At 59.8% G+C, this 23,175-nt stretch carries 22 protein-coding genes; 14 read left to right on the forward strand and 8 right to left on the reverse strand.

Translation table 11 applies throughout. The annotated features are described in order from the left end of the window. Positions 1 to 23: 23 nt before the first annotated feature. Positions 24 to 2,246, reverse strand: coding sequence for a twin-arginine translocase subunit TatC (locus BW974_RS12220; protein ID WP_076430561.1), 2,223 nt, complete (start codon positions 2,244 to 2,246; stop codon positions 24 to 26). A gap of 94 nt (positions 2,247 to 2,340) precedes the next feature. Here BW974_RS12220 and tatC point away from each other — a divergent pair, with 94 nt between their 5' ends. After that, a complete protein-coding gene (tatC, locus tag BW974_RS12225) occupies positions 2,341 to 3,204 on the forward strand; it encodes a twin-arginine translocase subunit TatC (RefSeq protein WP_076430562.1) in 864 nt (287 codons plus the stop codon). 207 nt (positions 3,205 to 3,411) lie between these two features. Here tatC and larE read toward each other — a convergent pair whose 3' ends face one another. Beyond that, positions 3,412 to 4,311, reverse strand: coding sequence for an ATP-dependent sacrificial sulfur transferase LarE (gene larE, locus BW974_RS12230; RefSeq protein WP_076430563.1), 900 nt, complete (start codon positions 4,309 to 4,311; stop codon positions 3,412 to 3,414). Positions 4,312 to 4,588: 277 nt separating this feature from the next. Between larE and BW974_RS25655 the strand changes: the two genes are divergently transcribed. The 5 genes from BW974_RS25655 to BW974_RS12250 all read left to right on the forward strand — a co-directional run bounded on the left by BW974_RS25655 (position 4,589) and on the right by BW974_RS12250 (position 9,596). Beyond that, positions 4,589 to 4,735: a hypothetical protein gene (locus BW974_RS25655; protein WP_175609688.1), complete on the forward strand. Its 147-nt coding sequence runs from the start codon at positions 4,589 to 4,591 to the stop codon at positions 4,733 to 4,735. A gap of 53 nt (positions 4,736 to 4,788) precedes the next feature. Beyond that, positions 4,789 to 6,768: a MutS-related protein gene (locus BW974_RS12235; RefSeq protein WP_076430564.1), complete on the forward strand. Its 1,980-nt coding sequence runs from the start codon at positions 4,789 to 4,791 to the stop codon at positions 6,766 to 6,768. A 163-nt stretch (positions 6,769 to 6,931) separates the two neighbouring features. Further along, positions 6,932 to 7,651: a TIGR00266 family protein gene (locus BW974_RS12240; protein WP_245800065.1), complete on the forward strand. Its 720-nt coding sequence runs from the start codon at positions 6,932 to 6,934 to the stop codon at positions 7,649 to 7,651. Positions 7,652 to 7,745: 94 nt separating this feature from the next. Next, positions 7,746 to 8,915, forward strand: coding sequence for a pyridoxal-phosphate-dependent aminotransferase family protein (locus tag BW974_RS12245; RefSeq protein WP_076430566.1), 1,170 nt, complete (start codon positions 7,746 to 7,748; stop codon positions 8,913 to 8,915). Positions 8,916 to 8,969: 54 nt separating this feature from the next. Continuing rightward, positions 8,970 to 9,596 (forward strand): TMEM175 family protein, encoded by a 627-nt coding sequence (locus tag BW974_RS12250; RefSeq protein ID WP_076430567.1) that lies wholly within the window; start codon positions 8,970 to 8,972, stop codon positions 9,594 to 9,596. 18 nt (positions 9,597 to 9,614) lie between these two features. Here BW974_RS12250 and BW974_RS12255 read toward each other — a convergent pair whose 3' ends face one another. Beyond that, complete coding sequence (locus tag BW974_RS12255) at positions 9,615 to 9,824, reverse strand: hypothetical protein (protein WP_076430938.1); 210 nt, start codon at positions 9,822 to 9,824, stop codon at positions 9,615 to 9,617. A 7-nt stretch (positions 9,825 to 9,831) separates the two neighbouring features. Then, complete coding sequence (locus BW974_RS12260) at positions 9,832 to 10,446, reverse strand: DUF3267 domain-containing protein (RefSeq protein ID WP_076430568.1); 615 nt, start codon at positions 10,444 to 10,446, stop codon at positions 9,832 to 9,834. Between the two features lie 371 nt (positions 10,447 to 10,817). Here BW974_RS12260 and BW974_RS12265 point away from each other — a divergent pair, with 371 nt between their 5' ends. From BW974_RS12265 to BW974_RS12280, 4 genes are all read left to right on the forward strand, one after another. Then, positions 10,818 to 11,003 (forward strand): hypothetical protein, encoded by a 186-nt coding sequence (locus BW974_RS12265; protein ID WP_139328870.1) that lies wholly within the window; start codon positions 10,818 to 10,820, stop codon positions 11,001 to 11,003. A gap of 90 nt (positions 11,004 to 11,093) precedes the next feature. After that, entirely contained in the window at positions 11,094 to 12,389 is a 1,296-nt protein-coding gene (locus tag BW974_RS12270; protein ID WP_076430570.1) for an O-acetylhomoserine aminocarboxypropyltransferase/cysteine synthase family protein, read from the forward strand. Then, complete coding sequence (gene metX / locus BW974_RS12275) at positions 12,386 to 13,555, forward strand: homoserine O-acetyltransferase MetX (protein WP_076430571.1); 1,170 nt, start codon at positions 12,386 to 12,388, stop codon at positions 13,553 to 13,555. Before BW974_RS12270 ends, metX begins: the two co-directional genes overlap by 4 nt. Positions 13,556 to 13,615: 60 nt before the next feature. Then, positions 13,616 to 14,419, forward strand: a complete 804-nt coding sequence (locus tag BW974_RS12280) for a S1C family serine protease (protein ID WP_076430572.1) — start codon at positions 13,616 to 13,618, stop codon at positions 14,417 to 14,419. Here the strand turns inward: BW974_RS12280 and BW974_RS12285 are convergent. The 3 genes from BW974_RS12285 to BW974_RS12295 all read right to left on the reverse strand — a co-directional run bounded on the left by BW974_RS12285 (position 14,409) and on the right by BW974_RS12295 (position 17,088). Then, entirely contained in the window at positions 14,409 to 14,828 is a 420-nt protein-coding gene (locus tag BW974_RS12285) for an Hsp20/alpha crystallin family protein (RefSeq protein WP_076430573.1), read from the reverse strand. The genes BW974_RS12280 and BW974_RS12285 overlap by 11 nt on opposite strands. A gap of 85 nt (positions 14,829 to 14,913) precedes the next feature. After that, positions 14,914 to 15,549: a phosphoserine phosphatase SerB gene (gene serB / locus BW974_RS12290; protein ID WP_076430574.1), complete on the reverse strand. Its 636-nt coding sequence runs from the start codon at positions 15,547 to 15,549 to the stop codon at positions 14,914 to 14,916. Positions 15,550 to 15,663: 114 nt separating this feature from the next. Beyond that, entirely contained in the window at positions 15,664 to 17,088 is a 1,425-nt protein-coding gene (locus tag BW974_RS12295; protein ID WP_076430575.1) for an FAD-dependent oxidoreductase, read from the reverse strand. Between the two features lie 282 nt (positions 17,089 to 17,370). Here BW974_RS12295 and BW974_RS12300 point away from each other — a divergent pair, with 282 nt between their 5' ends. From BW974_RS12300 to BW974_RS12315, 4 genes are all read left to right on the forward strand, one after another. Then, a complete protein-coding gene (locus tag BW974_RS12300) occupies positions 17,371 to 18,360 on the forward strand; it encodes a prohibitin family protein (protein ID WP_084186292.1) in 990 nt (329 codons plus the stop codon). Continuing rightward, complete coding sequence (locus BW974_RS12305) at positions 18,360 to 18,830, forward strand: DUF8108 domain-containing protein (protein WP_076430576.1); 471 nt, start codon at positions 18,360 to 18,362, stop codon at positions 18,828 to 18,830. The genes BW974_RS12300 and BW974_RS12305 overlap by 1 nt, the downstream gene beginning before the upstream one ends. 100 nt (positions 18,831 to 18,930) lie before the next feature. After that, entirely contained in the window at positions 18,931 to 20,511 is a 1,581-nt protein-coding gene (gene serA, locus BW974_RS12310; RefSeq protein ID WP_076430577.1) for a phosphoglycerate dehydrogenase, read from the forward strand. A 146-nt stretch (positions 20,512 to 20,657) separates the two neighbouring features. Continuing rightward, entirely contained in the window at positions 20,658 to 21,884 is a 1,227-nt protein-coding gene (locus BW974_RS12315; protein ID WP_076430578.1) for an MFS transporter, read from the forward strand. Here BW974_RS12315 and BW974_RS12320 read toward each other — a convergent pair. After that, complete coding sequence (locus tag BW974_RS12320) at positions 21,881 to 23,125, reverse strand: FAD-dependent oxidoreductase (RefSeq protein ID WP_076430579.1); 1,245 nt, start codon at positions 23,123 to 23,125, stop codon at positions 21,881 to 21,883. The genes BW974_RS12315 and BW974_RS12320 overlap by 4 nt on opposite strands. Between the last annotated feature and the right edge of the window lie 50 nt (positions 23,126 to 23,175).

The following is a 23,175-nucleotide window of genomic DNA, read 5'->3' on the forward strand; positions in this document are numbered from 1 at the left end:
TGGAAGCATACTTAAGCACACCGTCAGGCGCGCCTGCCGCCGAAGGTGAACACCCACAGGATTGCGAGTCCCAGTCCGTATGCCAGTGAAGTCGGGATTGCGACGAGGAACATCGTGTAGAGGCTGTCCGGCGTCACCAGTCCCGCGATTGCGAAGGTGCCGACCACAAACACTCGCCAGCGGTTGCGCATCGACTTGTAGTTGAGGATGCCGCCCGTGTGGAACAGGAACATCGAAACCGGGATGTTCGCGAGGAGGCCGATACCGACCGTGGTGAAGAAGACGAGCCAGAAGAAGCTCTTCACCCGGTAGGAGATTAGCATGTCCGCGGCGTGGGCGTCGGTGACCAACCACGAGATGATGGTCGGCGCGATGAGTCCGTAGCCGATGGCACTCCCGACGGCGAGACCGATGAAGAGCGCCAGACCCCAGACGAAGAACACGTTGCGGTTCCCCTTGACGAGTTTGCGCTCTTTCATCGCGGGCCAGCCGTAGTACATCACCATCGGAAGCACGGAGACGGCGGCGAGCAGGGTACTGATTTTCACCTCGAAGATGAGCGCCTCGACGGGGTGAAGCGTCACGATGTTGAGCAGGTCACCCTGTCGAACGATTTCCTGCGGAACGCGCCTCGTGAAGTCGTCGTTGATGTAGCCGATACCGCCGTTGTAGAGCCAGACGAACACGCCCGCGAGGACGAGCATGAACATCCCGACAATGCGGAACATCTTCGACGTGAGGCTCCGGAAGATGAACGCGATGTCGTAGTAGTAGCCGCCGATGTCGTCCTCCGTCGTTTCGTCGTCGGTAAAGGCGTTCGCCATCCCGGCGGCCGTGCTTTGGACGACGTTTCCGTCGTCGTCCTTATTCTGCTGTCTCGCAACGTCCTCAGCGAGCGGTGCGCCGTCGGCTTCGCGGACTTCGGGGTCTTCCTCTTCTTCGTCCTCTTCGTTGACCTCGTCCCAGCGGTCGAGGATGAGCTGTGCCTTGTCGGGGTTGTCGTTCTCCATCGCGGTGCGTGCGTGGTCGAGCGACTCCCCTTCGCTCATCTCCTCGAACACCTCGGGTGGTGCCGCGCGGACGCCCGCCGAATCGAGTTCGTCCACGTCGAGCGCGCTCGGCGCGCCCGACGGTTCCATCGTCGAACCGGCTTCGAGCGAGGCGGAGAGGAAGTAGAACACTGCGATGACAAATCCGAGAAGCGCAAACGCGGCGACGACGGCGATGATGGCCGTCTCGCGCGGAAGGCCGAGGAACTGCTGAAGAGTCGGGATGTCGTTCACCGGACGGTATTCCGCCGGAAGCATCGGGAGGAGTTCGTTCTGAACGTAGAGACCGCCACCCTGCGAGATGAACAGGTAGGTTCCGCCAGCGGCGACAAGCATGATGCCGACGATGTGGTTCCACTTCTCCCGAACCGTCTTTCCGAGGCTTACCTCCTCGCTTCCGCGACGGATGGTGACGACGATTTTCGTCAGGTAGAGGCTGAACGCGTACAGGACGAGCAGTGGCGCAGCCCACATAATCTGCGTGAACGGGTCTGGCGGGGAGAAGAACGCGCCGAAGACGAAGATTCCGATAACTGCGTACCGCCATTTGTCGCGGAACGTTTCGTAGCGGACGATGCCCGTGTAGCCGAGCGAACTCATGACGAGGGGCATCTCGGCGGCGAGGCCGAACGAAAGGGTCAGCACGAGGACGAACTCCGTCCATTCGACGATGCCGTAGTTCGGGCTGAATCCCGCATTAACCGCGTTTTCGGCGAGGAACCCGAACATTATCGGGAAGAAAAGCGAATAGCCGTAAGAAAGACCTCCGATGAACAACACGATGGCGAGAACGACCATCGGGAAGATTTTCCAGTACGAAATCGAGAGGTCGGGATACCATTCGCGTTGTCGAAGGGAATCGCGGCTAAGATAGAGGAGAACGGGAAGCGCGATGAGCGCGCCAGCGACCATCGCGACTTTTGCCTGTAAGAGGATAACGTCGAAGGGCGTCACCGCGACGATGTTGACCTTCTCCATTATGTGTTGGGGCATTCCCGAGGTCGTCACGTCCTCCAAAAACGGCCAGACGACCATCGACATCGCATAGAACGAACCGAGGAAGCCGAGAACGAATACGATAAAGACTTTTTGCAGATGCTTCTGCGCGCTCGAAAGCATCGCACCAATCGTCTCACGGCCGCTAGCGACCGTCTTCGCGGTATCTTCGCCGATAAGGCTGTTCCCCGAGGTAGACATTCCTTGCGAATGGTAACCCCGTCCCAGTTATCAATCTTCTCGTCTCGCAAGATGAAGAAAGCCTATAATAACCCGGATGCTTAGCACCGGGTGAATGGGCGAAGAATCGGAGGCGTCGGCAGGAAGTAATCTATCGAAGACTCCGGCCCCGGAGGAGGGTCGAGAGCCGCCGGAGGAGAAGGAGCACCTGTACGCGCCCGAAGACCCGGAGCCGGCTGTCGAGCGACCGAGCCAGCCGACGAGCGACCAGGAGATGCCGCTGGCCGACCACATCGAGGAGATGATAAAACGGCTCGCGGTCGTCCTCATCATGGCTGGCGTCGTAAGCGTCGTCACGCTCCCGTTCGCGGAAAACGTCATCAACTTCCTCTGGTACTCGGTGCTTCCAGTCGACGAGACCACCCGCCCTCGCCTCTACCATCCGCTCGCGCTCGTCATGACGGAACTCAAGGTGGCCAGCCTCGCCGGGGTCATCGTCGCCCTCCCCGTCATGGTGTATCAGACGTACCTATTCATGAGGCCCGGCCTGTACCCCAACGAGCGCCGATACTACCTCGCCGCAGTGCCGACCAGCCTCGTCCTCGCCTTCGTGGGCATCAGCTTCGCCCACTTCCTCATCCTGCCCGCCATCTTCACCTACTTTCTCTCCTACACAAATAACGCCGCCGTCGTCGAGGTCGCATTCGGACTGACGAAAACGTTCGACCTCATTCTGATGATGATGGGCGTGCTGGCGGTGGTGTTCCAGATTCCACTGCTCATCATGCTCGCCATCATGATGGGACTGACGACCCGGAAGTGGCTGGCAGACAAGCGGTTGTACTTCTGGAGCGGTTTCCTCGGCTTCTCGTTCCTCTTCAGTCCTGACCCGACGGGAATGGCCCCATTCCTCGTCGCGCTCACCATGGTCGGACTGTTCGAAGGAACGCTCCTGCTGTTGAAGTGGACTGGCCGGTAGCGACCCCCTATTCTGTCTTTGCGATAAAATTTCCCAGCCGTACAATGACGGCTTTCGGAACTCGTAACCGGCTTATAACTAAGGGAGGTGGTTACGTATCCCATTGTAGCGTTCGTGCCTGTGCCCTTAGCTCGCGTGCCAGCAGCTACAGACCGCAGTTCGCGTGCCAGCAAACTGCCACCCGTTGGGTGCGAACGCCGTCGATTTCTATGAATCGCTAGTCGGATAGTCGGTGCTAAACACGTCTTCGACCAGCGGTTCGTCCGTTCGTTTCGACTCGCTTTCAGCATCCGCAGATTCGCCTTCCGGACTCACGCTTCCCGTCCTGTAACCGCCTAAATCGAGCGTGACGTGGTCGAAGCCGAGTTCCGTGAGATAGTCGCGGGCAGCACTGGCGAACTCCTCGTCTAGCGCGCGCGAGAGTTCGTCTTCGCCGACTTCGATGCGCGCTAGGCCGTCGTGGTCGCGGATGCGAAACTGGGAGAAACCCCACTGGCGAAGGAGGGTTTCGGCGCGCTCGATTCGGGAAAGTCGTTCTTCGGTGACTTCCAAACCAGTCGGAATGCGCGAAGAGAGACACGCCATGGCGGGTTTGTCGGCGACCGAAAGGTCGTACAGTTCCGCGATTTCGCGCACTTCGGCTTTCGAGATGTCGTGCTGGAGGAGCGGTGAATAGGCGTCGAGTTCCTCCACCGCGCGTAGGCCGGGGCGATGTCCGGCGTCCACGTCGTCGGCGTTCGTCCCGTCGCAGACGATGTCGATGCCGAGTTCGCTCGCTCGCTCGAACATCGTTCCGAGCCGCATCGTCCGGCAGTGATAACAGCGGTCGTCGTCGTTGGCGACGAACGCGGGGTCGTCCAGTTCGCTGAACTCGGCGATTTCGTGCCGGATACCGATTTCTTCGGCTACTTCGTTCGCGTCTTCCAGTTCGGCGTCGGGAAGTGTTTCGCTCTTTGCGGTACAGGCGACGGCGTCGTCACCGAGCGCATCGTGCGCGAGGGCGGCGACGACGCTCGAATCGACGCCGCCGCTGAACGCGACGAGGACGCCGTCGCGGTCGGCGAGGTCTGCTTTCATCGCGGCCAGTTTCTCCTCGACGGTCGGCATACAACCAATTCTCGTCTACGTCTCCAAAACGTTCGTGATGTGAATCGAGGGACATACCGACGTGCCTGATTCTCCGATTAACTTGCTATATACTTTATAAATACATTACTTACCAAGTATTTATATACACAATAGTTTATATTAATTTAGTATAATTATTATGTATAGTCGGTGAAAATGTGGAAAAACCCCAGTCGAGTCGTCGAACGCTACTGAAAGCGATTAGCGCTGGCGCGTTGGCCGGCTCGGTGCAACTGCCGTTGCTGCAGCAGATGAAGTGACGCCGCAGAACTGCTACACCGAATACGACTGTACCGGTGAAGCGTGTAAGTACGGTGGCGGCTACCAGCGATACAGTCGGGACTGCTGTGACTACGGCGACGGATACCAGTGTGGTAACTGGGAAGACGCCGGTTGCTGTTAACTTCGCATCGCGTCGGGAACGTTTTTTATGGGTGACGAAATATCACGGAGCGAATGGATTTCGAGGCGATACCGGGTGTCGGTGCGAAGACGGCCGACGCGCTCACGGAACTCGACGGCTCCGTAGACGCGCTTGAAACCGGCGATGTGGCCACTCTCGCACGAGCGCCCAACATCTCAGAAGGGCGCGCCGCGGCCATCGCGCGCGCCGCAATCAGGATTCGACACGACGACCCCGGCGGCTTTCTCGCGACCGACAGAGCGCGCGAACTGTACCGTGACGTTCTCACCCTGCTCCAAGCGCGGGCCGTCACTACCTACGCGGAAAAGCGCCTCAAAACGCTGTACCCCAGCGCGACGGCCTCCCGAATCGAGGAGGTACACGAGTTCACCGCGCGAGCGATGAAACGAGAACCGACTGCTGAGATTCAGGATGCATTGGCGGGCGTCGAACCCCTGTCGAATCCGCGCGACGTGACCGTCCGCGACCGCTGTCTGGCGACGACGGACGCCGAGCGGTACGCGGAAGCCCGCAAAAAGATTCCCGAACTCCCCGTCGAGGTAGTCGAAGACGCTCGCGAGTTGGCCGAACTGGCGCGGGGGTACTCCACCGTCGTCGCGCTGGACGAATCGTTCACGGGCGTCACCATCGAAGGAGACGTTCGCGTCGAACCCGACGCACTCGAAACTCCGGCGGAACTCGTCCCCGAGCGACCGCTCGCCTTCTTCGCGGAAAATCGCGAGACGCTTCTCGCCGCCGTGGAAGTGCATCAGGTCGCGGGAATGGACGCACCGCTCGACATCGAAGAACTGGAATCGGCACTCGCCCGCGTGACGACGGACGGCAGCGTGACGGGCGACGACGAACTGGCCCGTCTGACCGACGCGATAGCCGATTTGGACGCTGGCGTGTCGATGGCGGAAAACGTGGCCAACGACCGCCTTCGGGACGCGATTCGGGAGCGCGACGTGACCATCGAAGGCTCTGATTTGCTGTCGCTGGTCGAACAAGGTGCAGGCGTGGATTCGCTGCTCTCGCGTGAACTGGCAGACGAGTACGACGCCGCAATCGAGGCCGCGCGGGAGCACCTGATTGACACACTTTCGCTGGACGCTGGCGAAACCGAAATCGCTCGGCAGGCGTTCCCCGACGAACCCTCGTTTCCGGTCGAACACGACGAGAGCGTGATTGCGCGTCTCCGGGAGCAGTTGGAGGCCGAGAAGTCCCGTCGGGAAGAGCGACACAAACGCGATTTGGCGCAGACGCTCGCCGACGAACGCGAGTCGGCGGAGGAGTTGGTACACGCCGCGCTCGAACTGGACGTGGAACTCGCCGTGTCTCGGTTTGCGCGGGATTTCGACTGTGTGCTACCGGAGTTCGAAACTGGTGGAAACGGGTTCGAAATCGTCGGCGGACGGTCGCCCCTGCTGGACGTGGATTTCTCTGCGGTCGAACCGGTCGATTACGGCGTTTCGGGCGTCGCGCTCCTCTCGGGAGTCAACAGCGGCGGAAAAACCTCCACACTCGATTTGGTGGCACTCATCGTCATCCTCGCGCAGATGGGACTTCCGGTACCCGCCGAATCGGTTCGACTGGGACGGTTCGAGGAACTACACTATCACGGCAAAACGCAGGGGACCCTCGACGCCGGGGCGTTCGAGAGCACGCTTCGGGAGTTCGCCTCCCTCGCGGACGGGGAGGCTGGAAGATTGGTGCTGGTGGACGAACTCGAAAGCATCACGGAACCCGGAGCCAGCGCGAAAATCATCGCCGGGATTTTGGAGGAACTCGGCGAGCGCGACGTAACCGGCGTGTTCGTCTCCCACCTTGCGGACGAGATTCGTGACGTCGCCGACGAAGATGTCGCGGTGGACGGCATCGAAGCCAAGGGATTGGTTGACGGCGAGTTGGTCGTCGAGCGCTCACCGGTGAAAAATCACCTCGCGCGGTCTACGCCCGAGTTAATCGTGGAGAAGTTGGCAGATGGCGGTGAAAGCGGGTTCTACGAACGACTGCTTGAGAAATTCGAGTAGGAAGGTTTTCGCGGGAAAGCAAGGCGCACCTTTTCAGTAGTAGACGTGCCTCACCTCATACCTCCGTCGTGACTTACCTCCCTTCGTACCTCCGTCGACCGACATCTCGCACAAATACCTCGTGACTAGCACATCAAACGCGCGTCAAGAGGCCACGAGGGCTATGAATCTTCATCCCGTGTTTCGTGCGAGTATGGAGTACGAAATCACGAATCAACCGGGGTTCGCACAACTCGATATGACACTGGACGCGGAGGAGGGGATTCGGGCCGAAGCAGGGTCGCTGGTCAGCCATTCGCAGGGAGTCGAAATCACCGCGACCGAAGCTGACGAAACGGACTCACCGAGCCATGCCCTGCACGAGAGCAACCGACCATTCGCTACGACGTTCACCGCGAAACGACCCGGTACTGTAACGCTGGCACCGCCGTTTCCGGGCGATATTTTTCATTTCAAGCTGCGTGACGAAATCCTGTACGCTCCCTCCTGTTCGTTCCTCGCAGTCGAGTTCGGCGTCGAACTCGACGCCGAACTCGGCGAAAACGAGAGGTTCGTCGAGTGCAAAAACGACTTTCTGCTGGAACTGTCGGGTTCAGGTTCGTCGTTTCTGTCGAGCTACGGCGCTCTTTCGGTCGTCAGTCTCGACCCCGAAGAGCGGTACGAAGTGGATACGGGCCACGTCGTCGCGTTCGAGGAAACGGTCGATTATTCGCTTCGCCGAGTGAGTAGCGTTAGCTCCGTCTCTGGGCACGGCGACGGACTCCTGTGTGAGTTCGAAGGGCCGGGAACCATCTGGACGCAGTCGCGTAGTCCAACGGCACTTTTGGCGTGGGTCGTCAGAAACAACCCCGGAAGCGGAGGAAACGCTTCGAAGGACGAATAGTGAAATTATCGCCCGGTATAATTTGACGCGACGACAAGTGGCGGAAATTGCGCCCCGCACGACGCTTATTTAGTGGGAGGTTGAACGAACGTGTATGCGAGAGGATTTTCTCCTACTCAACCCCGGCCCAGTCCCCCTCGCGCGTGAGGTTCGAACCGCGATGAGCGAACCGATGGTTTCGCACCGCTCCGCCGAGTTCGAATCGGTGTACGAACGCGCACAGAACAGTCTCGATTACATCTTCGAGCGGTCGTCGCTCGATGGAACGAAAACGACGAGCGGCGGTACCAGCCTCGTCTTCAACGGCACCGCGACGATGGCGATGGAGGCCGCTGTGGCCAACCTTGCTGGCGAAGGCGACGAAGTCGTCACCGTCGTCAACGGGAAGTTCGGTCGGCGATTCAAGCGAATCGCCGACCGGTACGCGAATGTCACCCCCGTCGAGTTCGATTGGGGTCACCCGGTCGAACCAGAGGCAGTCGCAGAGGCCGTCAGCGACGACACGAAAGTCGTCACGATGGTTCACAACGAGACGAGCACCGGATTGTTGAATCCGGTCGCCGAAGTCGGCGAAATCGCCGAGGAACACGACGCCTACTTCGTCGTTGACGGCGTCACCTCCCTCGGCGGCGACGAGTTCCTCGTTGACGAGTGGAACGTCGATGTCGCGGTCACGGACGCCCAGAAATGCCTCGCGGCTCCACCGGGCACCAGCGCGATGTACGCCACGCCCCGCGCACAGGAAGCGTTCGACGGCGAGAAAGCGCCGTTTTACGAGGATTTGGACTGGCATCTTCGCAAGGCGGAGTCCCACCAGACACCCTTCACGAGCGCCGTCCCGCTCTTCCGCGGCCTCGCGGTTGCAGTGGAGAACATCGAAGAAGAGGGTATGCAGGAACGGATTTCCCGCCATCGGAGTCAGTCGCGGGCATTCCGCGCCGCGTTCATGGCGATGGGGTTGTCGATGTTCCCCGAGAAAAACGACGAATCAGAGTACTCGAACACCCTCACTGCGATTTCGCTCCCCGCAGGCGTCCGCGAGAATCCAGACGCCTTCTTCGACGCGGTGACCGACCGCAGTGTCAGCATCAGCGGCGGGCAGGCCCATCTCGGCGGCGAAATCTTCCGGGTGAGCAACATGGGTAATCTCTCGTCGGAGCAGATTCTTCGCGGCGTGCGCGCCATCGGCGAGGCGTTTCACGAGGCCGGTGAGGACGTGGACTTGGAGGCCGGGATGGCCGCCGCCCGCGAGCAGTTGCGCTGATTCGGAGCGAAAGAAGCAGGTGAACTTACCTGTTCGTCCGCCGAGATACTCGATATGACCGTCCGGGTGTTGGAGGGCGAGGGAACCGAGCGACTCGAAGCTATCAGCGACGGTGTTTTTGCCATCGTTCTGACGCTGTTGGTGCTCCAGTTCGAAGTACCGACCGTTCCATCCGCGCAGGCCGACAGCCAACTCCCGTCTCTTTTGCTCGAACTTCAGCCGTTGCTGTTCAGCTATCTGTTGAGTTTCTTCACCGTCGGGTTGTACTGGGTCATCCACCAGAACCTCTTTCAGCAAATCGAGCGCCACGACAGAATCCTTCTCTATCTGAACCTGCTGTTCTTGCTTACCATCTCCTTTCTCCCGTTTCCAACCGAGTTGATTGGAACGTACTCGACTCGGCTCACGTGGGGTTTGTACGCCACGAACTTCGCACTTGTCGGCTTGACGATGACGGCGACGTGGTGGTACGCCGCTCGGCGGGACTTTACGCCGGAAGAAATCACTCCCCATCACGCACGCCTGATTTCCCTTCGGGGTCTCATCGTTCCCGCCGTCTTCTTGCTCTCGATGGCGGTGAGTCTGGTCAGTCTGGAACTCGCATATTGGGCGCCGCTCCTCATCGTGCCCCTCCAAGTGTGGTGGGTGCGGGTGTATGGTTCGTTGCAGGACGAACTGTGACTCGTGGAGCGAAATCGCCTACTGTAGTTCCGACAGTCCCGTCACCGTGAGAACGGACTGCACCAAGAGAACGAGAACGAGCGCGAACGAGAGGAGCATCGTTGGCGCGGAGAGATACCGCGCGGTCTCGTAGGAAAAGAGGAGTCGACCGAATCCGAGCAGGAGAAAGCTCAGGAGGATGAGGGCGAACGTGCCGAATCCGAGCAGGACGAACGTGCGCTTTTTCATCGGTTTTTCATGGTTTCCCGACACCTATAGCGGTGTCGTTCGTGGGTTCGAAGACGTAGCTGTGGCGAAAATCCGTATCGTAGAGAACGGTTTCTGATGGCATCCGCCAGAGTCGCCAGAGGAGATATAGGTCACCGACCGCCCCCGAGGTGTTGACCAACAGGGCGAAATACGCCGCCAATGCAATCGGCATCGGCCCGGCCAGCAGCGGAATCCCGACGAGAGTCATCGCGGCGAGGGGTGCAACGTCGACCAGCATGTTGTCCCGGCGCGTGACGAACTGTCCGAATGCGACGGTGTAGAGCGCCGGAATCCGCGGTTCGAATCCGTAAGAGACGCGGTAGCCCAACCGTCGAAAGACGAACCCGTGAATCGCTTCGTGGACGACCAGCGTGCCGACGAAGACACCGAGTCCGGCGAAAAGCGGGAGGAAATCGCGCCCACTACTGATACTGATACTAATCGTCAACTCCTCCGGTTTGCCTTGAAAGAACCAGAGCAGACCACCGAATCCGATTGCAGAGGCGGCGAACACGATGGCAGAAAGCACCCCGAGCAGAAGCGACGAATAGTGAAACCGGGTCGGCTGGCGGTATCCAGTAGGAGTTTCGGGCGGGGTCATTCCGGTATAAACGAAGTCGGTGGTCTTCCCTGTTGCGTGCCAAACAGTAACTCAACAGTGTAACTCACCGATTTAAAAACACTTTCTTCGAAAGCCGAAACGATTAGTCGATGACCGACTCCGATACGCTCGACATCAACCGAAAATTGGACAAAATAGCTCGACTGCTAGCTCTCCTCGTTGTCTTCGAGTTTCTCAAACTGGCCAGGAAGTGTTGGCGATAACTAGCGTTGGTAATAGTTTCTTCTTCATGCTCTCACTCGTCATCGTTTTGATGCTGTTGGCAGGAATTTTGGTCATCATTTTGTCGTGACCTCTTCCCTGTCCCGTCGTTCGAAGCGATCGTGATATAAAATGATCATTAACTGATGATGACGAATTACGATTTCGAACCCCTCCGGAGAAAGCAAAACCTCCTCACGACGCTCGTCCTGTTTCTCGTCTTTATCGAACTCGTCCGGATTCTCACCACGTGGGACTGGGACCCCATCAGAGCAAGTGCGGCTGCCGTCTTCTTCACCGCAATCGCATGGCTGCTTGCATATTTTTCGTCGTAAGTCAATTCTCATCCGACATTTGCTAGCACACTCTGCAAACGTTGCCGTAACTGCTGGTTATAAAATTCTGTGGAAATATGCTTACTACACATGAGCAACGACCAGCCCCGATTCGACACCCGGAGCGTTCACGCGGGGCAGGAGCCTGACCCCGCGACAGGGGCGGTTGCTCCGCCCCTGTACCAAACCACCTCCTATGCCTTCGAAGACGCCGACCACGCCGCAGACCTCTACGCATTGGAAGCCGACGGGCACATCTACTCGCGGCTAAGCAACCCGACTGTTGAGATGCTGGAAGACCGCATCACCTCTCTCGAAAGCGGCGCTGGTGCGGTCACCACCGCCAGCGGGATGGCCGCGCTCGACTCGCTCACGCTCGTTCTCGCGGAAGCGGGCGACAACGTCGTCGTTTCGACCGACACCTACGGCGGGACGACGGCCTACTTCTCGCACACCGCATCCCGTCGCGGAATCGACGCTCGATTCGTGGAAACGCTTGACTACGAGGCCTACGCCGAGGCAATCGACGAGGACACTGCCTTCGTTCACGTCGAAACTATCGGCAACCCGTCGCTCGTTACGCCCGATTTCGACCGCGTGGCCGAAATTGCACACGACCACGGCGTCCCCCTTGTCGTGGACAACACGTTTGCGACGCCTGCCCTCTGTCGCCCACTCGACCACGGCGCGGATGTCGTCTGGGAATCCACGACGAAATGGCTCCACGGAAGCGGAACCACGGTCGGCGGCGTCCTCGTGGACGGCGGCGATTTCGACTGGGATGGCTATCCTGAAATCGCGGGCGACAACCCCGCGTACCACGGCATCGACTTCTCGCGGGACTTTTCCGACGCACCGCTCGCCGCCGCGGTTCGGTTTCGTTCGCTTCGAAGCCTCGGCAATCAGCAGTCCCCGTTCGACGCATGGCAGACGATTCAAGGATTGGAAACGCTTCCGCTCAGGATGGCTCGCCACTGCGGCAACGCCGCCATCGTCGCGGAGTATCTCGCCGACCACGACGAGGTGGCGTGGGTCGCCTACCCCGGACTCGATTCGCACGAAACGCACGGAAACGCAAGTCGGTATTTGGACTCCGGAAGCAGTTCGGCAGGTGGCTACGGCGGCATGATTGCCTTCGGACTCGGCGAGTACGAGGCCAGCAAGACGTTCTGCGAGGAAGTCGAACTCGCGTCCTTCCTCGCCAACATCGGCGACTCGAAGACGCTGGTCATCCATCCCGCGAGCACGACGCACGCCCAACTCTCGCCGGAGGAACAGAAATCTGCGGGCGTGACACGCGATTTGATTCGCCTCTCGGTCGGCATCGAAGACCCCGCTGACATCCTCGCCGACCTCGATTCGGCAATCGAGGAGGCCACACGATGACCACGACTGCGTCCGCATCCGTGTCCGTGGGTTCGTTCGAATTTGAATCCGGCGGACGGATTCCGGAGTTAGAAATCGCCTACGAAACCTACGGCGAATACACCGGCAACAACGCGGTTCTCGTCTGTCACGCCCTCACCGGCAGTCAGCAGGTTCGCGGAACGCCCGACGGACAAGGAACTGGCTGGTGGAACGAGATGGTCGGCCCGGGCAAGCCTATCGACACGCGAAAACAGTTCGTCATCTGCGCGAACGTTCCGGGGTCGTGCTACGGAACCACCGGCCCGCACAGCACGAATCCGGAAACGGGTGAACCCTATGGTTCCGACTTTCCGGCGGTCACCGTCGGCGACTGGACGCGCGCCCAACGAGGTTTGCTTGACCACCTCGGAATCGGCGAACTGCGGGCAGTCGTCGGCGGAAGCGTCGGCGGCATGAACGCCCTCGAATGGGCGAAGCGGTACCCGAATCGCGTCGAAAAGGTGATTCCAATCGCCACGTCTGCGCGCCTCGACCCGCAACTGCTGGCCCTCTCGGCGGTTTCCCGACGAGCAATCGTCTCCGACCCGGCGTGGCAGGGCGGCGACTACTACCCCAACCATCCAGATGCTGGGTTGGCCCTCGCCCGACAGTTGGGCCACGTCACCTACCTCTCGAAGGATTCGATGGCCGAGAAGTTCGGCAGGCGACTCGCCGATTGTCCCCCTCGTGAGTTCGGCACCGGGGACGATTCTTCGGAATCGTCCCCGGCGTTCGCCCCTGACCCTGACTCCTACCGCGACGTGGAGAGCTATCTCGACTATCAGGCACAAAAATTCGTGAAGCGATTCGACGCGAACAGCTATCTCTCGCTCACACACGCGATGGAAAACTACGACCTCGCCGCAGGTTGCGACTCCGACGCGGACGCGCTCGCCGACTTCGACGGCGAAGCCCTCGTTCTCTCGATTTCCGGCGACTGGCATTTCACGGTCGAGCAGTCGAACCGCCTCGAAACGGCGTTCCGCGATTCGGGCGCCGAGACGACCCATCGCGTCATCGACAGCGACCACGGACACGACGCCTTCCTCACCGAACCCGAATCCGTCGGGCCGCCGATTCGGCGGTTTCTCGAACCAGAAACGGGACGGTTTGCGCCGGTCCACGCCAGTCTGTTCGCGCACTGAATCGGTGTCGTTTGTTCCGGCCACCGAACTGATTGTCCCTCCCGCCGTTCAGAGGGTGAGATGATAAACCGACCGTTCGTTCTGTTCGTTGCAGTCGTCGTCGTCACGTCGAGTGGCGGATTTGCCGAAATCGGGAGTGAACAGTCACGGAATGTTCAGAACCAGCAGGTACAGAATATCCACAATCAACAGGCACAGACCTGCCAATACCCCGAACTCTACGACGAGACGATAGAGTCGGTCGTCGCAGTGCGGGTGGAAACCGCTCGTGGAATCGGCGAAGGTTCCGGATTCGTCTACCGATTAGAATCGAACTCGACGGGGTACATCGTCACGAACCAACACGTCGTCGCCGATGCTGACGGACTCGAAGTGCAGTTCAATCGCGGCGAGTTCCGTCCTGCGGAAGTCGTCGGAACCGCGCCCAGAACCGACCTCGCGGTGCTCCGCGTCGAGCAAATTCCGAGCTACGTCGATTCGCTCTCGCTCGCGAACGGACGGGCCGAACCCGGCCAGCGGGTTGCCGCGCTCGGCAACCCGCTCGGCTTACAGGGCACGATAACGCAGGGCGTCGTCAGCGGGGTCAATCGAACGCTTCCGACTCGCCAAGGATTTTCGATTCCGGGCGCGATTCAGACCGACGCGGCCATCAATCCAGGCAACAGCGGCGGACCGCTGGTGACCTGTGATGGCCGCGTCGTCGGCGTCAACACCGCCGGAATCGCTGGCGGCGAAAACCTCGGCTTTGCGATTCCGGCACGAGTCGTTCGGCAGACAGTGCCGCCGCTCATCAACGATGGAAACCGCACTCGTGTGGTTTCCGTCGCCGACGACAGTTGGGTGTCCGACAAAATCAATCGCTGATTTCGATTCTGTCGCCGCCCTTTTCGTCTTCCTGTTCCGCGATTGGGAGACGAACTTCGAGGACGCCGTTGCGGTAGGACGCCGTAATGTCCTCTTTTTCGACCGCCTTGGGCATCGTCACGCGTTCGGACAGTTCGCGGGCGCGAGTGAAGTCATCGCCAGTGACTTCGTGTTTCGCGAAGACGGTCAGCACGTCGTCGCTGAACGAGAGGTCGATTTCTTCCTTCTCGAATCCGGGGAGGTCGGCCACGAGGACGAACTGTCCATCGTGTTCTTTCAAGTTCATGTGGGTTCCCGGCCGTCCGTTCAGTTGCTGTCGCTCACTTTGCGGGTCTTGGAATCCCCACATTCGCGAGCGCATCTGTTCGAACATTCGGTCTACATCCTCAAAGGGGGTGTATCGTTCCATTACAATCACCGACTGTATTAGAGGACTCGTGAGATAATAAAGATGGCGAGATACGGAATATCACGTAGCTCTGGTCTTCTGCCACCTAAATAGCGTTCTTGGTTTTGAGGATGTCGTGGAGTTCGTTCATGTGCGAAACGATGGTGTCACAGGCCGGAGCAACCGCAGGTTTCGGGTCGAATCCGACCGCCAATCCGGCGACTTCCAGCATCGGGAGGTCGTTCGCCCCGTCACCGACCGCGACGGTGTTGACCATATCTGCGTCGTGTTCCTCGGCCAGCGACTCCAGCGCCTCGTCTTTCGTCCCTTCGATGAGCGGCCCTTCCACCTCACCGGTTAGCGCCTCGCCGTCGTCCGGCAATCGGTTGGCGATGATGGTGTCCACGGAAACACCTTCGCGGTCGAGCGCGGCCAGTACGCCGCGCTCGAATCCACCCGTCAGAATGGCGACGTGGGTTCCTTTTTCGGACAGGTCGGAGAGGATTTCCGCGGCACCCGGGCGAAGTCGAACGTCCGCGAAGGCGTCCTCGGCGTCCGAAAGCGGAAGTCCTTCCAGCAACGCGGCGCGGTCGCGGAGGCTCTTCGCGTAGCTGATTTCGTCGTTCATCGCGCGTGCCGTGATGTCTTCCATCTGGTCGGCAACGCCCTTTCGCTCACCCAGAAGCACCGTCATTTCCGAGTCCGAAAGCGTCCCGTCGAAGTCGAAGGCGACTATCTTCATTCGAATCTTGATTGGGGCTTTTGGTTGTTAAATGAGCGTGGTCGGCGTGGAAATTGCCGAGAAGGACGAGACAAAATGGCAGACAATATCGACCCCAACGACAGCAACAGGGTGTTAGTCGTCTGCGGCGGGCGGTTCGTTGACGGTATCCGGTTCTGCGTCTTCGTCGGTGTCGTCCATATCCGCGTCTTCATCGGCGTCGTCCACACGGGGGAAGTTGTCAATCGTGTCCCCACGGAACGCCGCCTCGTCGAACTCGTACTCTTCGTCCATAAATTCGAGTAGCGTCTGTGTATCCCGCATGGCGTTTTTGAGACAGGTCGAAGCACCCGGCGACGGCGTGATGTTGAAGATGATGTTGTCGCCGACGATTTTCGCTTCGCCCATGTCGAGGGATTTTTCGTTCGTATCGACAATCTGCGGTCTGACACCACCGTAGCCCTTCGCGCGCTCGATGTCGTCGATTTCGACGCTCGGAACGACCTTCTGGACGTGCGGAAGGAACTGTTTCGGCCCGACTTCCGGGACATCGTAGACGAGGTTTCTTAGGACGTACGGGAGAAGAACCCGGTCTGAGAGGATGTTAGCGTAGCTGAGAACCGCCGCCGCGTTCAACCCGAACACGTCGAGGAAATCCGACACCGTCGAAACCCGTCCGCGTTCGAGCGTCGGAACGAGTTTTGCGGTCGGCCCGAACCGCGTAATACTCGAATCGTGAACGTCCGCATCGCCGTGAACTGCGGCGAACGGCAGCTTTTTCATTTGAAGCGTGTACACCTTCCCGTTCAGGAGGTCATCGGCGAGGAAGAAACTCCCAGCGACGGGAAGCAACACTTTGTCTTGTCCGTAGCCGAGTTCCTTTGCGATTTGGAGGCTGTGGGACCCGGCAGCGATGACGGCCGCATCCGAGTCAAAGCGCCCCTCGCTCGTTTCAATCGTGTACCCATCGAGCGTCGGGGTGACGTCCGTGACCGTCGTCCCGGTGTAGATGTCCACGTTCGATTCTTCGGCCGCACGTTCAGCGAACGACTTCGTCGCTTCGCCGTAGTCGACGACGTAGCCGTCCGGCGTCTGAAGTGCGAGCAGTTCCTCGTCCGAGTCGCGCCCTTCGACGACTTTGGGTTCGATTTCCTCGATTTCCTCGCGCTCAATCGGTCGAAGTTTCGGGAAGAGGTCGCCGAACCCCTCCTCGTCGTACCGCCGTTCGAGTTTGGGAACTTCTTCGTCGCCAACAGCGAGCACCATCTTGCTCCGTTTGGCGTGCATCTCACGGTCTGGGTCGTGGTTCTCCAGATAGCCTGCGAGCAGTTCTGCTCCCTCTTTTACTTCCTCCGCCTTTTCGAGCGTGTAGTTCGTCTCGATGTCCCCGAAGTGGAGCGTTTGGGAGTTGTTCGTGTGGTGGGAGTTAATCGCTGCAATCTCCGATTCCTTCTCGATCAACGCGATAGAGTCGATGTCGGTGAACTTCGCGGTCGTGTACAAAAGTGACGCACCGCTGATACCACCACCGACGATTACGAGGTCGTATTTACCAGACATTGTTGTGGTCGCTATTTCAACGGCCGTGTTCCAGAGGGATAACTCATACTTTATCGCCCGTATTCTCGACAATCATCGAAATATCTATCGACAATTCGACCGTCCGTTGGGAGAACAATCGGAGACGCCCTTCAGAGAGTAGTTATCGTCAATCGACTTGGAAAGCCGGTTCTACTTGCAATTTCTCGTCCGAAATTCCTATGTCGTTGGAATATTCGAGTCGATATGAACGAACGATGACAAGAACTATGGTGTTCTTCCGTCATCTATCGAATGTTCTACATGAGTTCTGGTAACGACATTCCAATCGACCCTGATGGGTCGTCGAGTCCGATTCCGGACATCGACCTAAGCAGTATTTTGGGGAACACACTTCTCATCGGAATCGCCATCGTCGTCATCGCCGCACCGGTTGTCGGCTTTATGGCGTGGGAACCCGTCGAGGAAGGAAACGTCAAAGTCGTCAAAAAGTGGGGTGCGGCCAGCGGAACCGTCTTCGAACCCGGCGCGCACTTCATCAATCCCGTCTCGCAGAGTACCGTTTCACTCTCGACGCGCCCGCAAGCGTACACCATGTCGAGCCAACAGGGTGACGGCAATAGGGAAAATACCGACGACGCGATAACCGTCTTGACCGAAGACGGACTCCGAGTGGACATCGACATCACCATCCGGTATCGTGTCGATTCCGCTGAAGCGGTGAACTTCTACAAAAACTATCGCGGTACCGACGCCGCAGAACAGCGGCTCATCCGCCCGAGCATTCGGTCGGTGCTCCGAACCGAAGCGGGACGCCTCCCAGTCACCGAAATCTACACTGGCGAGGGACAGACGAAACTGAAAGCGGCGGCACAGGAAACGCTTCAGCAGGATTTCAACGAGGATGGTCTTATCCTCGAAACGGTGCAGATTCGGAACGTCAACCTACCACAGGAGTACGCCCAATCGGTCGAACAGAAAGAAATCACGAAACAGCGTAAACAGCAGAAAGAAAACGAACTCGAAGTCGAAAAGCTGGAGGCCGACCGAAAACGAATCGAGGCGGAAGGACAGGCCGAAGCGAACCGCATCCTCAGTGAATCGCTCGACCAGAACGTTCTCACCGAAAAGTACATCGAGAAACTGAACGAAACCGACACGGTGTACATCCCTGTTGGCGGCGAGGGCTACCCGCAGTTCGTCCGGAACATCGAGGGTGGCTCCGGTCAAAACTCCGGTCAGAATACCGCCCAGAGTACGAACAGCGGTTCGACTAATCAGTCAGCAGCGTAATGACCAGCGCCGCCGCGAACCGACCAGTGAAGTGGACGCTCGCGCTGGCGGGTATTCTTTTGGGAGCAGCGTTTCTGGGCGTCGTAGCCAAATCGCTGGTCAGTTGGAAGGCACTCCTCCTCTTGCTCGCCGTTTTCGTCCCTGCCTTTCTTCTTTCGTATCGCCTCAGCAAGGCACGGCGCGCATACGACACCGGTCGATACGGAATCGGACGGCGCGTCGTTACCGAGCAGACGACGCTCTCGGATAGCTGTTCGGTCTGCGACCGCTCTGAAACCCGAAATCAACCGGGAATCCGACGACGGTTCGTCAAGGAACTCGTCGTCGATGGCGTTCCCGTCGCGCTCGTTGCAGACGGACAGAACGATTACTGTGCGGAGTGTGCCGAAACAGCTCCGGAGATTGATAGCGAGATGGATACCGAATCGCAGTCGCAAATCGGTTCCGAAGAACGGGAACGCGCCGAATAACCCGCAGACAAATTTTCTTATAAAATAGAGAGGAAATTATACTGGCAATCTTCGCTATGAGAGAAAGCGTTAACGGGCGGCAGGTGTTTTCTCTCCATCAATGAAGATTCTGGTCACCGACCCCATCGCCGATGCGGGACTCGACCGACTCCGCGAATCGGGATACGAGGTAGAGACGGCCTACGACGTAGAGGGCGACGCGCTCTTGAACGCAGTCGCCGACGCGAACGGACTCATCGTTCGCTCCGGAACGGACGTGAACCGCGAGGTGTTCGAAGCGGCATCCGAACTCGTCATCGTCGGACGCGCAGGAATCGGCGTAGACAACATCGACATCGAGGCGGCAACCGAACACGGCGTTATCGTCGCAAACGCGCCGGAGGGCAACGTCCGCGCCGCCGCGGAACACACGGTTGCAATGGCCTTTGCCGCCGCGCGCTCCATCCCACAGGCGCACGTCCGACTCAAGAACGGCGAGTGGGCCAAAGGCGACTATCTCGGCACGGAACTGAACAAGAAGACGCTCGGTATCGTCGGACTCGGCAGAGTCGGGCAGGAAGTCGCCAAGAAACTCGACAGCCTCGGGATGGAACTCGTCGCCTACGACCCGTACATCAGCGAAGACCTCGCCCGGCAACTTGGGGCTGAACTGGTCGAACTGGACGACTGTCTCGACCGCGCCGACTTCCTCACGGTTCACACGCCGCTCACGCCCGAAACCGAGGGCCTCATCAGCGACGAGGAACTCGCGCAAATCGAAGGCGGCTACGTCGTCAACTGCGCCCGCGGCGGCGTGATTGACGAGGACGCACTCGCCAAGGCCGTCGAAGATGGCATCCTCGCGGGGGCGGCCATCGACGTGTTCGCCGAAGAACCGCTTTCGAAGGACAACCCACTGCTCGACGTGGACGACGTAATCGTCACGCCACACCTCGGCGCGAGTACGGAGGCGGCACAGGAGAACGTCGCCACCAGCACCGCAGACCAAGTCGTCGCGGCGCTCCGCGAAGAACCGGTCATCAACGCGCTCAACGCGCCGTCCGTCGAGGAGAGTGCATTCCCGCGCGTCCGACCGTACATCGAACTCGCGGAGACGGCGGGCAAAATCGCGACCCAACTGCTGGACGAGCGAATCGAGCGTATCGAGGTGAACTACGAGGGCGACATCGCGGAAGAGGAAGTTGACCTCGTCACCGCCAGCGCGCAGAAAGGTGTTTTCCAACCGCTCGAATGGCAGGTCAACGCAGTCAACGCGCCGCAAATCGCCGAGGAACGCGGCGTGGAAGTCACCGAGAGCAAGACCCGACAGGCCGAGGACTTCCAGAGCCTCATCGCGGTCACCGTCGAAAGTGCAGACGAGGAAATCACGGTTGAGGGAACCCTGTTCGCTGGTGACGACCCCAGAATCGTTCGCATCGACGGCTACCGCGTCGATGCGATTCCGCACGGCCACATGCTCGTGGCGCGAAACCACGACAAACCCGGCGTCATCGGATTCGTCGGCACCGTCCTCGGCGAATACGACATCAACATCGCAGGGATGTTCAACGCCCGCGAAACCGACGGCGGGGAAGCACTGTCCGTCTACAATCTGGACGACGAACTCACCGAGGCCGCGAAACGCGCGCTCGAAGCCGACGAGCGCATGATTGAGGTGCGGAGTATCGCGCTGAACGGCTGAATCGCACCAGCGATTCAGCGGACGAATATTTTTATATGAAAACGGCACCAGACTCGGTGAGCTGACGAACTAACTCTCCGACAAATCGTGGCTCCGCCCTGCCGCGAAAGCCGGACTCAAGTACCCGCCATACTTTCCTTCGAATCGTGGGCGAGGAACTCGTAGACGGAACTCAATCGGCGAGTCAGGAGCGACTGGTAACGGGCTACTCGGGGAAGCTCCTCCTCGCCGTCTCGCTGGGCTGGGCGATGATTCAGACGGGCCGACTCGTCCTCTCGCCGATGCTCCCGACCGTGATGGAGTCGCTTCGAATCACGGAGTTTCAGGCCGGATTGGCGTTCACCCTACTGTGGGGACTGTACGCTCTCGGCCAGTATCCGAGCGGGCGACTCTCCGACCATCTGTCGCGCAAAACCTTACTCGCCACCGGTCTCTCGCTCCTCGTCGTCGGGTTCGGCGTCCTCGCCAGCGCGCCGACTTACGCGATATTCCTCCTCGGCGCGGCGGTCGTCGGAACCGGGGCGGGACTCTACCCAACTCCGGCGAGGGCGCTCGTTTCCGACCTGTTCGTCTCGCGCCGCGGGCAGGCCTTCGGCCTCCACGGCGCGTCGGGAGACGCTGGCGGTGCAGTTGCGGCGGGGCTTGCAATCGTCGTCCTCGCAGCTGCGACGTGGCGATTCGCCTTTCTTCCGGTCGTGCTCGCCCTCGTGGTGGTGTTCGTCCTGCTTCACCAGTGGAACCGCGAAGCTTACACGCCGCCGCGAATCGACGCCACTGTCGGGAGAGCAGTCCTCGGGGATATTCGAAAGACTGCGGGACGGTTCGCCAACCGCAGAACCGCGGCCTTGCTCGTCGCCTATTCGCTGTACGCGTTCGTCTGGCAGTCCGTCACCGGATTCCTCCCGACCTTCTTGCAGGAGGCAAAGGATTTCTCCCCGGAACTTGCGGGCGGCGGGTTTGCCGTGTTGTTCGTCGTCGGGGCGCTGGTCAAACCGCTGTCGGGGTCGCTCGGCGACCGGATTTCGCGCCCCGTCGTCGCCGCTGGGTCGCTGGTCGTCGCAACGCTCGCTCTCGCGGGCGTCATTCTGACGACCAGCACGCTCGCGGTTACCGCGAGCGTCGTGGTCTTTTCTGCGGGATTGATGGCGTATCCACCAGCCATGCAGGCGCACCTGATGGACGTGTTCCCGGACGGAAGCATGGGCGGCGACCTCGGTGCGACGAGAACCATCTACATCGGCCTCGGCAGTCTCGGAACGACCTACGTCGGATTCGTCGCAGGAGAGGCAGGATACACGACCGCGTTTGCAGGTCTGCTCGTGTGTCTGGTTGTCAGCGCGAGCATCGTCCTCGGACTCGCCCAGATTCGCTAATCCCGAATCACGTCGGAGGCCAGTTCCTCCGCTGGTGGAAGCGGGCCGAACTCGTCCAGTGCATCCCGAAGTTCGTCGGGATCGTCACGGCCGGGGAGCGGTTCTGTCGCGGTTCGACACGGTTCGCTCACGCCGAGTTCCGAACAGACGTGGTCGGAAACCGTCTCGGCCATCTGCCGATACGTCGTCAACTTCCCACCGACGATGGTCGTCATTCCCGGTCTGTCGTCGCGTTCACCATGGTCGAGAAGCACGAAGTCGCGGGTCTGGGCACGCCCATCTTCGAAATCTGCGGCCGTCCCACCGAACAGCGGTCTGACGCCCCAGTACGACCGGACGACTCTGGCCGTCGAAATGTCCGGAATCGTCTTGCTGGCCTCCTCAATCATCAAATCTTCCTCCCACTGCGCTTTCGTGTAGTCGTCCGGATTGTCGATTTCCACGCTCGTCGTCCCGATGATGGCCGTGTTTTCGTGCGGAAGGACGATGTCGCCGTCCGCCGCCGGACGACAGCGGTTGACGACGGTGTCGAGCGACGGGAAGTCCACGACGACCATGACGCCCTTCGACGGTCGCATCGGTATGTCGATACCCGCCATCGCACCGGCCGATTCGGCCCACGCGCCCGTCGCGTTGACGACGTGTTCGGCGCGAATCGTTTCCGTTTTGGACGCCTCCCGGTGACGGACTTCTGCTCCCGCTACGGTTCCGTCTTCGACGAGCACGTCCACGACTTCCGCGTGCGTTTCGACGGTTCCGCCGTGTTCGCGGACATCCACGGCGTTTGCAACGGTAAGCGGAAACGGATGAATCACGGCGTCGGGCACTCGAAACGCCCGTTCCGTTTCCGATGAGAGATACGGATGCTCTTCCCGGATTTCTTCTGCGAAAACCGATTCCACGTCGATACCGCAATCGAGACAGGCCTTTTTCGACCGCTCGAAGTACGATTCGTCGTCCTCCGGCAGTTGCACGAAGTAGCCGCCGGTTTCGTCGAGACAGTGGTTCGCAATGTTGCGCAAGGTTCGATTTTCTTCGATGCAATCCCTCGCGCTGTCCGGGTCGGCGACCGCGTAGCGAGCGCCGCTGTGCAGGAGGCCGTGCATGTTTCCGGTCGCCCCGTCCGCAAGTCGGCCCCGTTCGACGACGATCGTATCCAGACCGCGAAGTCCGAGGTCGCGTGCGATAGCTGTACCCGTGATTCCGCCCCCGAGAATCAGCACGTCCGTTTTCCCCACCATGTTTTCCCTTCAGGGAGGGTGTCGTTTGACCCTGTTGGCGGTTCGAGGTG

It is taken from the genome of Haladaptatus litoreus (genome assembly GCF_900156425.1).
In the GTDB taxonomy this organism is placed as follows: Archaea; Halobacteriota; Halobacteria; order Halobacteriales; family Haladaptataceae; genus Haladaptatus; species Haladaptatus litoreus.

Excerpts from the sequence above, each read along its gene's own strand:
- BW974_RS12220 (WP_076430561.1), bottom strand. The coding sequence starts at position 2,246 with ATGTCTACCTCGGGGAACAGCCTTATCGGCGAAGATACCGCGAAGACG.
- tatC (WP_076430562.1), top strand. The coding sequence starts at position 2,341 with ATGGGCGAAGAATCGGAGGCGTCGGCAGGAAGTAATCTATCGAAGACT.
- larE (WP_076430563.1), bottom strand. The coding sequence starts at position 4,311 with ATGCCGACCGTCGAGGAGAAACTGGCCGCGATGAAAGCAGACCTCGCC.
- BW974_RS12235 (WP_076430564.1), top strand. The coding sequence starts at position 4,789 with ATGGATTTCGAGGCGATACCGGGTGTCGGTGCGAAGACGGCCGACGCG.
- BW974_RS12240 (WP_245800065.1), top strand. The coding sequence starts at position 6,932 with ATGAATCTTCATCCCGTGTTTCGTGCGAGTATGGAGTACGAAATCACG.
- BW974_RS12245 (WP_076430566.1), top strand. The coding sequence starts at position 7,746 with ATGCGAGAGGATTTTCTCCTACTCAACCCCGGCCCAGTCCCCCTCGCG.
- BW974_RS12250 (WP_076430567.1), top strand. The coding sequence starts at position 8,970 with ATGACCGTCCGGGTGTTGGAGGGCGAGGGAACCGAGCGACTCGAAGCT.
- BW974_RS12255 (WP_076430938.1), bottom strand. The coding sequence starts at position 9,824 with ATGAAAAAGCGCACGTTCGTCCTGCTCGGATTCGGCACGTTCGCCCTC.
- BW974_RS12260 (WP_076430568.1), bottom strand. The coding sequence starts at position 10,446 with ATGACCCCGCCCGAAACTCCTACTGGATACCGCCAGCCGACCCGGTTT.
- BW974_RS12265 (WP_139328870.1), top strand. The coding sequence starts at position 10,818 with ATGACGAATTACGATTTCGAACCCCTCCGGAGAAAGCAAAACCTCCTC.
- BW974_RS12270 (WP_076430570.1), top strand. The coding sequence starts at position 11,094 with ATGAGCAACGACCAGCCCCGATTCGACACCCGGAGCGTTCACGCGGGG.
- metX (WP_076430571.1), top strand. The coding sequence starts at position 12,386 with ATGACCACGACTGCGTCCGCATCCGTGTCCGTGGGTTCGTTCGAATTT.
- BW974_RS12280 (WP_076430572.1), top strand. The coding sequence starts at position 13,616 with ATGATAAACCGACCGTTCGTTCTGTTCGTTGCAGTCGTCGTCGTCACG.
- BW974_RS12285 (WP_076430573.1), bottom strand. The coding sequence starts at position 14,828 with ATGGAACGATACACCCCCTTTGAGGATGTAGACCGAATGTTCGAACAG.
- serB (WP_076430574.1), bottom strand. The coding sequence starts at position 15,549 with ATGAAGATAGTCGCCTTCGACTTCGACGGGACGCTTTCGGACTCGGAA.
- BW974_RS12295 (WP_076430575.1), bottom strand. The coding sequence starts at position 17,088 with ATGTCTGGTAAATACGACCTCGTAATCGTCGGTGGTGGTATCAGCGGT.
- BW974_RS12300 (WP_084186292.1), top strand. The coding sequence starts at position 17,371 with ATGAGTTCTGGTAACGACATTCCAATCGACCCTGATGGGTCGTCGAGT.
- BW974_RS12305 (WP_076430576.1), top strand. The coding sequence starts at position 18,360 with ATGACCAGCGCCGCCGCGAACCGACCAGTGAAGTGGACGCTCGCGCTG.
- serA (WP_076430577.1), top strand. The coding sequence starts at position 18,931 with ATGAAGATTCTGGTCACCGACCCCATCGCCGATGCGGGACTCGACCGA.
- BW974_RS12320 (WP_076430579.1), bottom strand. The coding sequence starts at position 23,125 with ATGGTGGGGAAAACGGACGTGCTGATTCTCGGGGGCGGAATCACGGGT.